The sequence below is a fragment of the Gulosibacter sp. 10 genome, from assembly GCF_900163695.1.
Taxonomy (GTDB): domain Bacteria; phylum Actinomycetota; class Actinomycetes; order Actinomycetales; family Microbacteriaceae; genus Gulosibacter.
Map to the genome: position 1 here is coordinate 18222 of NZ_FUIC01000035.1, position 12579 is coordinate 30800.

The 12579-nt window shown below is 68.7% G+C and carries 8 protein-coding genes; 6 read left to right on the top strand and 2 right to left on the bottom strand.

All coding sequences use genetic code 11. The features are described from left to right. Positions 1-4 precede the first annotated feature (4 nt). Entirely contained in the window at positions 5-979 is a 975-nt protein-coding gene (locus tag FM112_RS12625) for an Ldh family oxidoreductase (RefSeq protein WP_087008118.1), read from the top strand. A gap of 36 nt (positions 980-1015) precedes the next feature. Then, entirely contained in the window at positions 1016-2125 is a 1110-nt protein-coding gene (locus FM112_RS12630; RefSeq protein ID WP_087008120.1) for a proline racemase family protein, read from the top strand. 67 nt (positions 2126-2192) lie between these two features. On the opposite strand, the gene FM112_RS12635 is transcribed toward FM112_RS12630, so the two are convergent. Next, positions 2193-3533 (bottom strand): MFS transporter, encoded by a 1341-nt coding sequence (locus tag FM112_RS12635; RefSeq protein WP_087008123.1) that lies wholly within the window; start codon positions 3531-3533, stop codon positions 2193-2195. 479 nt (positions 3534-4012) lie between these two features. Between FM112_RS12635 and FM112_RS12640 the strand changes: the two genes are divergently transcribed. The 4 genes from FM112_RS12640 to FM112_RS12655 all read left to right on the top strand — a co-directional run bounded on the left by FM112_RS12640 (position 4013) and on the right by FM112_RS12655 (position 9555). After that, the gene (locus FM112_RS12640) at positions 4013-4693 is read left to right on the top strand and encodes a GntR family transcriptional regulator (protein ID WP_087008125.1); all 681 of its coding nucleotides are present in this window, start codon (positions 4013-4015) and stop codon (positions 4691-4693) included. 251 nt (positions 4694-4944) lie between these two features. Further along, the gene (gene pruA, locus FM112_RS12645) at positions 4945-6597 is read left to right on the top strand and encodes an L-glutamate gamma-semialdehyde dehydrogenase (RefSeq protein ID WP_217874556.1); all 1653 of its coding nucleotides are present in this window, start codon (positions 4945-4947) and stop codon (positions 6595-6597) included. Positions 6598-6797: 200 nt separating this feature from the next. Continuing rightward, positions 6798-8096 carry an NAD(P)/FAD-dependent oxidoreductase gene (locus FM112_RS12650; RefSeq protein ID WP_087008129.1) on the top strand — a complete coding sequence of 433 codons (1299 nt, stop codon included), beginning with the start codon at positions 6798-6800 and terminating at the stop codon, positions 8094-8096. A gap of 145 nt (positions 8097-8241) precedes the next feature. Further along, positions 8242-9555 (top strand): anaerobic C4-dicarboxylate transporter, encoded by a 1314-nt coding sequence (locus FM112_RS12655; protein ID WP_087008131.1) that lies wholly within the window; start codon positions 8242-8244, stop codon positions 9553-9555. Positions 9556-9581: 26 nt separating this feature from the next. Here the strand turns inward: FM112_RS12655 and FM112_RS12660 are convergent, their stop codons facing one another. After that, on the bottom strand, positions 9582-12458 hold the full coding sequence (locus FM112_RS12660) for an FAD-binding and (Fe-S)-binding domain-containing protein (RefSeq protein ID WP_087008133.1): 2877 nt from the start codon (positions 12456-12458) through the stop codon (positions 9582-9584). Positions 12459-12579: the final 121 nt, after the last annotated feature.

The window sequence follows — 12579 nt, forward strand, 5'->3', positions numbered from 1 at the left end:
TCTCATGAGCACCATCCCCATTCACCAACTGCACGAAGCCTGTCGGCGTGCGCTCCTCGCGCTCGACGTCGACGAACGCTCGGCAAGCGCGCTCGCGCATGCGACCGTCGAAGCCGAACGAGTCGGAAATTCCGCTGTCGGCCTGGCTCATCTCTTCGATTACCTGGACGGGTTCCGCACCGGACGGATCGACCGACGGCCTCGAGTGGTCGTCGAGTCTCCCGCGCCGACGATGATCACTGCCGATGCCGGCGGCGGAATCGCGCAATACGCATTCGGTCGAGCCCTCCCGGATCTCCTTCACCGGACTCGCGAATACGGGATGGCCGCCCTTTGGATCCGGAACTCCTTCACCGTCGGCGAACTCGGCTACTACCCGAGAACGCTCGCTAACGAAGGCCTGATCGCGGTCGCCATGGCGAACAGTCCCGCGCTCATGTCCATCGGCGGTTCCTCGAGTCGGATCCTGGGCACCAACCCGATCGCGTACGGCTACCCGCAGCCGGGGAGACTGCCGCTCGTGATCGATCAGGCGTCTTCGGCGACAGCATTCGTCAATATCCGAAAGGCCGCAGAGCGGCAGGAGAGCATTCCCCGCGGCTGGGCCCTCGACCACGACGGCCGGCCCACCGAAGATGCAGCAGCTGCGGTCGACGGGGCGCTTCTCCCCTTCGGCAGTCACCGAGGCGGGAATATCGCCCTGCTCATCGAACTCCTCGCGACGCTGGCCGGCGGCTCGTTCTCGATCGGTGCCCCACCCTTCGATTCCGGTTCGGAGGGGCCCGGTATCGGCGCCTTCCTGCTCGCCCTCGACCCGACCCGCCTCGGTTCCGGGGATCGAGCCCAACGCTGGCTCCAGCGCATCACCGCCGAGCACGGGGTGCGGCTCCCGGCGCTCGAGCTCGAGACGCTCCCCGACCAGGTCGATGTCGACGACGAACTCGTCGATCGGCTCAACCGCTATGCCAACCCCGATTAGCTTCATCTCCATTCTTCAGCTCTGAAAGGACCCCCGATGTCGTTCAAACGGATGATTCACGCCGTCGACACCCACTCCGGCGAACCCATGCGAGTCATCACCGGCGGTGTGCCCCACATACCGGGCGATAGCGTGTACGAGCAGATGCGCTGGCTCGAGCAGCACGACGATGGGCTCCGGAAGCTCATGCTTCGCGAACCGCGCGGCTTCCCGCCGCTGTGCTGCAACCTCGTGGTCCCTCCGAAACATCCCGATGCAGACGCCGGGTTCATCATCATGGAACAGGTCGAGTACCCGGTCATGAGCGGGGGGAACACCATCTCGGTGGCGACGGTCCTGCTGGAGACCGGCATGCTCCCCATGCAGGAGCCGGTGACCGAGATCACGCTGGAGTCGCCCGCCGGCCTCATAGGGGTCAGAGCGCGCTGCGAGAACGGCCGTGTCACCGCCGCTACCTTCACGAACGTGCCGGCTTTCGCCGCCTACCTCGATGCCGTCATCGAAGTACCCGAGCTCGGCAAGGTCACGGTCGATGTCGCCTGGGGCGGCATGTTCTACGTGATCGCGGATCTCGAGCAGTTCCCGGGTCTCGAACTCGTTCCCGACCGCGGCAAGGAGATCACCCGTCTTTCGACCATGATCCTGGGCGCGGCGCAGCAGCAGCTGCCGGTGTCCCATCCCGACTACCCGGGGATCGGGATCACCATCGCGCAACTCTCGGGGCCTTCGACGACTGAAGGAGTCCATCGGCGCAACGCTGTCACGCTCGCAAGCGCGCCGATCGATCTCGAAGACCCGTCGACCTGGGTGGGCGGCCTCGACCGTTGCGCCTGCGGCACCGGTACGAGTGCCAAGATGGCGGTGCTGCACGCCAAGGGACTGCTGCCCCTGCATCAGCCCTACCATCACGAAGGCATCACGGGCGTGGTCTACACCGGGGAGCTCGTCGGAGAGACGAAGATCGGCGACTTCCCCGCCGTGGTGCCCGAGGTGACCGGTACGTCGTGGATCACCGCGTACAGCCAGTACGTGCTCCAGCACGACGATCCATTCCCCGAAGGGTTCACGCTGGGAGACATCTGGGCGCCGCAGGGCGAATCCGATCTCGGCTTGGACGTCGACCTGGCCGATATCAAGCCGGTCTGATCGGGACTCGGCGAAGAAAAGGGCCGGAACGCAGATCCTGCGTTCCGGCCCACCTTCGTGGAGCACTTCAGTGGGTGAGGATCGCCCCGGTGTCCGTGAGATTCATACCCTTGGTCTCAGGAGCGAGCCACTGCGAGACGAGCGCACCGACGAAGGTCAGGGCCGCCGCGAACAGGATGGTGACGTTCGGGCCGAATGCCTCGATTGACACCGGCATCAGAAAGGTGCCCGCCGCCGCACCGAATCGGCTGACCATGGTCGCAAAGCCGGTTCCGAGGCCGCGGATCTCCGTGGGGAAGAGTTCGCCGGGGTACACCCCGGTCAACGTGTTGTAGCCCGCGTTGAAGAACATATACGCCAGGAAGCAGGTCAGCACGACCCACGAGGGCGCACCCGACCACACGCCGAGCACGAGGAGCAGCACGAGGCAGAGCCACTGCGGCGGTACCGTGAGCATGCGACGGCCGAGCTTGTCGATCAGCAGGACGGTGGCGATGACTCCTGCCGTCGCAAGGGCGTTGAGCAGCACCCCGCTCGCCAGACCATCGCTCAGGCCGTAGCCCTCGAGCACCGTGGCCGCAAAGGTCGCCAGCGCGAAGTACGGGGTCACGGCGCAGAGCCAGAACACCGATGTGAAGACCGTGGCGCGCCAGTTCTGCCGAGAGAAGAGCATACCGAAATTGCCCTGTTTCTCCGGGGCATCGCTGCGCTGCATATCGTGGACGCCCTCATCATCGAGATATTTGTTCGCGACACGTATCGCTTCTTCCCGGCGCCCCTTGCTCCAAAGCCATCGAGGCGACTCGGGAAGGCCGAGACGGGCGATGAACAGGATTACCGCGAGGACGGTGCTCGACCCGAGGATCACCTGCCAGCTCAACCCCGTGTAGGTGACGAGGAGGTAGCCGACGAGAAAGGCGACCATGAATCCGGTGTAGAACGCCACCAGGCCGAGGCCCATCAAGCGGCCGCGCAGCTTCGCCGGCGAGAACTCCGACATCAGGGGCCATCCGACGGAGTACTCGACGCCGATCGCGATGCCCATGATGAATCGGATGATGACGAGGAAGGCGAAGTCGTGCACGAAGAACTGCAGCACCGATGCTCCGACGAACAGCCCCATGTCGATCATGAAGAGCGGTTTGCGACCGAACCTGTCCCCGAGCCAACCTCCTATCGGAGACCCGACAAGGATGCCGACGAGTGAAGCCGCACCGATGAGTCCGTATTCGGCGGCGCCCAGGTCGAGGACCTCGCTGATGCGAGGACCTGCAGCGCCGATGATGCCCATGATGTATCCGTCGAGGAGCATCCCCCCGATCATGACTGCAGTCAGTCGAATGAGAAAGCGGCGCTTGAACGACGATATCGGCGTCTTGCTTCCCGAAGTTCTTGAGTTGAGGGTCATGAATGATCCGTTCAATCGGGAGCACGAGTGAACGAATGAAATGAACCGAGCATGCCTCCCCTGCTCGCCACAATGCCAGCAGAGTTCCAGTAAGGCACTTGGGAGACTATCGCAGCCGCGACATGCCTGCAAGCAATCCCATCGGCGGCTCCGTCGATGGTTCGATAGTTTGCGCAATCTGTGATCACATATTACAGTTATGGCGCCAGTAGTCATGGAGTCACGACGCTCGATCGATTGACTGGACCGAGTAATCGTGGGCGAACGCTTCCAGTCGCGAGCCCGCGCAGGATTTAACGATCCATCCGGCGGGGAGGTACAGCATGCACCTCCCCGCCTTCTTCGTCCGCAAGACGGGAACGACGCGGCACCGAACTCGATGCATCGCGCGAGCGGCCCTCCCCTTCCGCACAGGCACTAAGATGAATCAGCCGCAGGACGCGAGCGACCAGAGTGCGTCCTGCAGAGGGGGAACGTCTATGGAGCCGGCCGAGAACGCCGTCATCGTCCCGCAACTACTCGCGGACCAGGTGTACCAGTACGTCGAGCGACGGATCCTGGACGGCTCGCTGCCCGCCGGCACCCCGCTGCGCGTGCGCGATGTCGCGAAGATGGTCGGCACGAGCGTCATGCCCGTGCGCGAGGCCATCCGCCGGCTCGAGGAGAACGGGCTGGCCGAGCGCACGCCGCACAAGGGCGCCACGGTCAAGACGTTCACGGGCCACGAGCTCATCGACATCTACGACGTCCGCACCGTGCTCGAGGTCGAGGCGACCCGGCGCGGCGCGCCGCAGGTCGACGCGGCCGGGATCGCCCGGGCCGAGGCGGCGCTCGACCGGATGCAGCGCGCCGTGGCCGAGGGCGACGTCAACGCCGCGCTGGACGAGGACGAGATCGTGCTGCGCACCGTCTACGGCGCCGCCGGGAACGCCGTGCTGCTCGACACCATCGAGTCGCTGTGGCTCCGCTGCCGCCCCTACAAGGTCATCGGTGCGAGCGAGGCGATCTCGCAGCACGACAACTCCCTCTGGGAGCCCCAGCCGCTCCTCGTCGAGGCGGTCCGACGACACGATTTCGACGAGGCGATCACGATCACGGAGAACTCCCTCGCCGCGGCCCGGAGACGGCTCGAGACGAAGCTCGAGACCACCGAGGAGTAGTCGCCCTCCCCAAGCCGTCGCCTGCGTGCCGATCGCGCGCAGGCGGCGGCTTTTTCGCGCCCGGATGCGCCCGGATGACGGACGACTTCGTCGCACGCATTGTGTGATTTGTGATTACATCCTAGGGTGGAGGCGTCGGCGCGAATCCCGACCGCGGTCCCGGGCACATCGAGGTGCGAACCACCACGAGATCCCCCGTCCGGCACCGCCGACCACGACGACATCAGCCCGGCACATCGAAGGAGATGGAATTGACTACTCAACGCACAAGCGTGGCCGCCAACCCGCGCATCCCCGCCCCGAAGAACGAGCCCGCGCGGGAGTTCCGCCCCGGGTCTCCCGAGGCGGAGTCGGTGCTGCGGGAGATCGACCGCCTGAACAACGAGGTGCGCGAGATCACGCACGTCATCGGTGGCGAGCGCATCGGCGGCGACGACACGAAGAACATCGTCGCGCCCCACGACCACCAGCACGTCTACGCGACCATCCCGAACGTCACCGACGAGATCATCGACAAGGCGATCCAGGCGGCGCTGGATGCACAGTACGACTGGAGCCGGACCCCGTGGTGGGAGCGCGCCGCGATCTTCCAGCGGGTGGGGGAGCTGGCGGCGGGCAAGTACCGCGACGAGCTCGTGGCGACCACGATGATCGGCCAGTCGAAGACCTTCCACCAGGCCGAGATCGACGCGGCCTGCGAGGTCACCGACTTCATGCGCTACAACACCTACCTGGCCTCGCAGATCTACGCCGATCAGCCGCCCTCGCTCACCGGCGACATCAACACGATCGACCAGCGGCCGCTCGAGGGCTTCGTCCTGGCGCTCACGCCCTTCAACTTCACCGCCATCACCGCGAACCTCCCCTCGACCCCCGCGCTCATGGGCAACACCGTCGTGTGGAAGACCTCCGAGAAGGCCGCCCTCGCCAGCGAGGTGCTCTACCGGCTGTTCGAAGAGGCCGGCGTCCCCCCGGGCGTCATCAACCTGGTCCACGGATCCGGACGGCACATCTCCGAGCGCGCCCTCGCGCATCCCGACTTCGCGGGCTTCACGTTCACCGGCTCCACCGAGGTGTTCCGCGGACTGTGGAAGCAGGCCGCGCAGAACATCGACGCGTACAAGTCGTTCCCCCGCATCGTCGGCGAGACCGGCGGCAAGAACGCCGTCGTCGCGCACCCCACCGCCGACCCGGATGCCGTCCGTGTAGCGCTCATCCGCGCCGGCTTCGAGTACCAGGGGCAGAAGTGCTCGGCCGCGTCGCGCGCCTACATCGCGCGCTCGGTCTGGGATGCGATCAAGGACGAGCTCGTCGAAACCGTGCGCGGCCTCCCCGTCGGCGACCCGACCAAGCACGAGACCTACGTGAGCGCCGTCATCGACGAGGCCTCGCTGCGCAAGCTCGAGAACGCGTTCGAGCGCGCCGCCGAGCTCGACAGCCACACGCTCCTGGCCGGCGGCAAGGTGCACGACGAGACGGGCTGGTTCGTGGAGCCGACCATCTACGAATCCACCGACCCGACCGCGTTCACCTTCAAGGAGGAGTTCTTCGGTCCGCTGCTCGCGGTCTACGTGTACGAGGACGACGAATTCGAGGACGTGCTGCCGCTGGTCGACTCCACGAGCGAATACGCGCTCACCCTGTCGATCTTCGGCTCCGACCGGGCCGCGATCTCGCACGCCCTCGACGTCCTCCGCAACACCGCCGGCATGACGTACATCAACGACAAGCCCAGCGGCGCGCTCATGGGCCAGGTCTCGTTCGGCGGCGGACGCGCATCCGGCACCAACGACAAGACCGGCTCGCGGCTCGCGCTGCAGCGCTGGGTCAACGGCCGGTTCATCAAGGAGTCCCTCGATCCCGCGACGGATTGGACCTACCCCTACCTGAACCTGGACGCCTGACACCCGACCGGGAGCGGCGACGGCACCTCAACCGTCGCCGCTCCCCATCCCGCCTCGACACTCCCGATTGAAGACGACGATGTTTTCCCGACGACCCGGCACCGGCCCATCCGCCGCTGCCGCCCCTCACGAATGCGACTCGCGCTGCCCGTACTGCAACGGGCCCGAGACCGACTGAGCCGACACGAAGAAGTGACCCCATGCCCAGAATCGCGATCATCGGCGCCGGCGCGGCAGGTCTCGCCGCCGCATACCGGCTCCGCAGCCTCGACGCGGAGCTGACCGTCTACGACAAAGCCGAGCACATCGGCGGCCGCACCCTCAGCCTCGGGGTCGGCGGCCTGGAATCCAACACCGGCGCGCTGTTCGTCTACCGCAACACGCCCGCGGACCGCCTGCGCGCAGAGCTCGGCATCGACGCCTCGCCCTTCCTGCCGGGAACGTGGGGCGTCCACATCAACGGCGAGACCGTCGTGACCGCAGCGCCCGATACGCTCGCGGAACGGCTCCCGATCGCGCCCCGGGCCAAGGCCGAGCTCTCGGCCTTCCTCCTCGAGGCGATCCAGGAATACCGCGGCTACTCCGATGTCGAGGAGGCCTCCGAGCTCGCGGAGGAGCGCTTCGGACCGCGCCTCGCCGCGCTGCACCCGGATGCGGCGAGCATCATCCGCAGCGCCGTGCACGGCGGCAGCGTCGCCGACCCGGACCTGCTCTCGGCGAAGTACGCGCTGCGCTACTTCGCGAGCTACCTCGCCCACGACCGCGAGAACCGTCTCTACACGCGGGGCGGCATGCAGCAGATCCCCGAGGCCCTCGCCGCCGCGCTCGAACCGGGCGCCGTGCGGCTCGGCCGCGAGGTCGTGGAGGTCTCGGACCGGGGCGGGTCGGAGGGCTGCGAGCTGCGCTTCGCGGACGGCGGCGTCGAATCCGCCGACCGCGTGATCCTCGCCGTCCCCGCGCCCGTCGTGCCGGAGCTCGTGCGCGGGCTCCCGCCCGAGAAGCTCGATGCGCTGGAGCAGGTGGACATGCCCGGCTCGACGACGTTCTGCATCACCGCCGATATCGAAGGGCTGCCCGCCATCGCGGAGTGGTCGTTCCTCGCGACGGTCGGCACCCGGTTCGACGCGATCATCAACCCGCAGCCCTGGTCGGCCGATTCGGACGAGCCGGCTCCCTCGGCCGCGCAGTTCGTCTGCTACGGCAACTCCCACGGATACGACCCGGGCGTCGAGGGCAGCGAGGCCGCGCTGCAGGCGTGGGAGGAGGACTTCCTCCGGGTCGCGCCCGAGCTCCGCGGCCGCATCCTCGGCCGCCACCTGCAGTCCTGGGAGCACTGCTTCGCGATCCTCACGCCGGAGCGCACCCGCGTGATCGACCGGCTGCGCGCCCCGGTCGGGGCGATCCACTTCGCCGGCGACTACACCTCGGAGACCGCGGGCACGCACGGCGCCTACGCCGAGGGCGAGCGGGCGGCTGCGGAGGTCCGGCAGGCGCGCTGACAACCGTCCCGGGAGGCCGCAGGCAGGAGCCGAGGCGCTCCCGGCCCTGCCGCTCAGGAACGTCGGGCGCGCACCGGGGCACAATGCTTCTTGGCGGACCTCCAGCACGACGGCATGCGCGGGCGCCTCCGGCGAAGGAGTGGAGATGGAAGCGTTCCGCCTGATCGGCGAGTCGATAGTCGTGCTCGCCGCGATCCTGTTCGGGGTCCGCACCGGAGGCGTCGCGATCGGCCTGTGGGGCGGCGTCGGCGCCACGGTGCTGGTGTTCGGCTTCGGCGAGGCTCTCGGCTCGCCGCCCATCGACGCGCTGCTGATCATCATCGCCGTGATCCTCGCGACCTCCACGCTCGAGGCGTCCGGCGGCATCGCGTGGATGGTCTCCGTCGCCGCCCGCATGATCGTCCGCCGTCCGCGCGCGGTGACCCTCGTCGCCCCGCTGGTCTCGCTGCTGTTCTCGATCGGCGCGGGCACCTCGAACATCCTGTTCTCGCTGCTGCCGGTCATCCAGGAGGTCTCGGTCCGCGCCGGGGTGCGCCCCTCGAAGCCCATCAGCGTCTCGGTGGTGGCCACGAGCATCGCCCTCGCCTGCTCGCCGGTATCGGCCGCGATGGCGGCGATGATCGCGATCATGGACGAGCGCGGGGACGGCTGGAGCATCCTCCAGCTCCTCGCCATCACCATCCCCGCGGCGGTGATCGGCGTGATCGTCACCGCGCTCCTGGTCGGCCGCTTCGGCGGGGCGGATCCGGACCGTGCCGACGGCGCCGACCGGATCGACCTCGACTCGCTCGCCACGGTGACGTCGGCGACGACGCGGCGGGGACGGGCCACGGCGCTCGTCTACCTGGGCGGCGTCCTGCTCATCATCGTCTTCGGGCTCTTCGAGCCGCTCCGCCCGGTGGACACGACGGGCGAGGTCGTCGGCGTGGCGACGATGATCCAGCTCATCATGCTCGTGGCCGCGACGCTCATCGTGCTCATCGGCCGCCCCGAGATCTCGAGCATCCCGTCGACCGCGATCTTCCGCGGCGGGATGGTGGCGGCGATCGCCTTCTTCGGACTCGCGTGGATGATCGACACCTACCTCTCGGCGCACGCCGACACGGTCGAGGCGGGACTGGCCTCGTGGGTGGCCGAGTGGCCGTGGGCGATGACCATCGCGGTCTTCCTCGTGGCGGTGCTCACGACCAGCCAGTCGACGGCGACGCGGATGATCGTCCCGATCGCGCTCGCCGCCGGGCTCCCCATCGGCCTCGTCGCGGGCCTGTGGGTGGGCGCGCTCGGCGGCATCTACCTGCTGCCCACCAACGGGCTGCAGATCGCGGCCGCGTCCTTCGACACGACGGGCAGCACGAAGCTCGGCCGGCGGCTCTACGACCACTCGTTCTTCGTGCCGTCGCTGCTCATCACCGCGGCCACCAGCCTCGCCGGCGCGGGCATCGGCGCGCTGGTGGCCTGAGGGCGCCCGCTACGCCCGCCCCCGCGCTACCCGGCGCGCTTCGGGTCCAGAGCCACCGCGAGGTGCTCGGTCGCGCGCAGGGGCTCGATCTGCGAGACCTGCATGGAGCAGCTGAAGCCGTCGGTCAGGACGATCGCGTGCTCGCCGCCGGCCGCGAGCGCCGGCTTGATCGAGTGCTCTGCCACCTTCATCGAGACGTCGAAGTGCTCGCTCTCGAAGCCGAAGTTGCCCGCCACGCCGCAGCACGAGGACGACTCGGAGACCTTGGGCACGCCCCAGTTCTTCAGCACCCGCCGCTGCGCGACCGGCCCGAAGGCCGCGTGCTCGTGGCAGTGGGTCTGCACCACGGCGGATTCGGGGGCGGGCGCCGCGGGGCGCCAGCCCTTCGACATGGCCGAGTCCACGGCGACGGCGAAGGACTGCACGCGGGCCGCGACCCGCTTGGCCGCCTCCCCGGCGACGAGCTTGGGCCCGTCGTCCTTGATCGCCGCGGCGCAGCTCGGCTCGAGCACCACGATCTTGCGGTCGGTGCCGTCGTCGAGCTTCTCGACGAGGTTGCCGAGCCGCTTCGCCGCCGCGTCGCGCTGGCCGGTGGAGATCCAGGTGAGGCCGCAGCACGCGTCCGCGGTGCAGCCCACCGTCTGCCCCGACTCGCGCAGCACGCGCGCGGCCGCGGGGATGACGTGGGGCCGGAACGCCTTCGTGAAGCTGTCGGCGAAGATGAGCGCCTCGCCGTGCTCGTCGAATCCGGCCTCGCGCACCTGCTTCTTCAGCTCGCGGTGCGGCTTGAACGCGGGCAGGCGGCGCCGCCCGCTGACCCCGAGCCTGTCGCCGATCCAGCGCAGCGGCTTGAGCTTGGCGCCGAGGTTCGCGAGGGCGGGCACGCGGGTGATGATCGGCAGCCAGCGCGGCAGCCAGCCGATCGTGTAGTGCGTGAACGGCCGCAGCCTGCCGCGGTAGTGGTCCTGGATGAGCTCGGACTTCGCCTCCGCCATGTCGACCCCGGTGGGGCAGTCGGTCGAGCAGGCCTTGCACGAGAGGCAGAGGTCGAGCGCGTCGCGCACCTCCGGCTCGCTCCAGCCGCCCGAGGCGGTGCCCTTGCTGCGCGCGAGCTCCTGCAGCACGCGCGCGCGGCCGCGGGTGGAGTCCTTCTCGTCCTTCGTGGCCCGGTAGCTCGGGCACATGAAGTTGCCGGCGGTGGAGCGGCAGCGGCCGACGCCGATGCACGCGTGCGAGTTGCCGACGTACGGGCCGAGCGCGTGGCCGTTCGGCGACTCGAGCAGCACCGGCGCGGGCGTGCCCGCGAGCGCGAGGTGCTCGTCGTAGGCGTCCGCGTCGACCATGATGCCCGGGTTGAGCAGCCCCTTCGGGTCCCAGATCCGCTTGAACGTGGAGAACAGGCCCATCATCTCGGGCGAGTACATCACCCCGAGCAGCGAGCTGCGCGCGCGGCCGTCGCCGTGCTCGCCCGAGAGCGAGCCGCCGTGGGCGGCGACGAGCTCGGCCGCGTCCTTCATGTACGCGTCGAACTGTGCGAGGCCCTGCTCGGTGCGCAGGTCGAAGTCGAGGCGCATGTGCACGCAGCCGGCGCCGAAGTGCCCGTACATCGCGGTCGTCAGGCCGTGGCGCTCGATGAGCGGCAGCAGCTCGGCGAGGTAGTCGGCGAGCTTCTCGGGCGCGACGGCGGAGTCCTCCCAGCCGGGCCAGGTCTGCACGCCGTCGATGCGCTTGGAGGAGAGGCCGGCGCCGTCCTCGCGGATGCGCCAGACCTTCGCGCGCTCGACCGGGTCGGTCACGACCACGTGGTCGCGGATGCCGCCCTGCTCGCGCAGCCGCTCGACGAGCGCCTCGCACTGGGCCCCGGCCGCCTCGATCGTGTCGTCGGAGATCTCGATGATCACGTACGCCTTGCCCTCGGGCAGGGTGTCGACGGTCTCGGGGCCGCGGCGGTGGCGCATGATGTCGACGATGGCCGCGTCGAGCCCCTCGATGGCGCTCGGCCTGGCCTCGAGGATGGTGGTCACGTCGCGGGCGGATTCGACCGTGGAGTCGTAGCCGACGCACAGCAGCGCGGTGGCCTTGGGCCGCGGCACGAGGCCGACCCGGGCGCGGAGGACGATGGCGCAGGTGCCCTCGCTGCCGGCCAGCACGCGGGCCAGGTCGAAGCCGTTCTCGGGCAGCAGGTGGCCGAGGTGGTAGCCCGAGACCTGCCGCGGCATGGTCTGGAGCTCGAGGCGGAGGGCCTCGAGATGGTCGTCGGCCAGCGTCTTCAGCTCGTCGTTGAGCGTGATGGCGCGCGCCTCGGAGTGCGTATCGCCCTCCGCGACCGCGCGCACCCCGCCCTTGCCCGCGATGAGGTGGGCGCCGTCGATCGTGACGAGCTCGACCTCGTGCACGTGGTGCGACATGCGGCCGTAGGCGACGGAGTGGTTGCCGCAGGCGTCGTTGCCGATGGAGCCGCCGATGGTCGCGCGCGAGACCGAGGACGGGTCGGGGGCGAAGGTGAGCTCGCCGCCGGTGAGCTTCTCGACGCGGCTGCGGAGCTGGCTGAGCACGACGCCGGCGTCCACCCACACCGACTTGGAGTCGAGGTCGATCTCGTCCACGACGTTGAGATAGCGCGACATGTCGACGATCACGCCCTCGCCGACGGCGTTGCCGGCCATGGAGGTGCCGCCGCCGCGCAGGGTGACCGGGGTGCCGGCCTCGTCGCAGGCGGCGAGGGTCTTGATCACTTCGGCGCGGGTGCGGGGGAACACGACGCCTTCGGGGCGCACCCGATAGTTGGATGCGTCGTAGGAGTACTCCTGCAGGCGGCGGTTGGTGGTGTCGACCTCGACCCCCGCCGCGGCCAGACGGTTCAGAACCGGAGCAGCGCTCGCACGGTCTTGTATAGCAGTCATACAGTCCAATCTCCTGCAGGCCGGACGCTCCGGGACAGCAGTCCAGCGCATCGAACGACGCCTCTGTCGTCTACTGATTACGTAGCGTAGCGGCGGCGGGGCCGCCGACCCGGTGAACGCA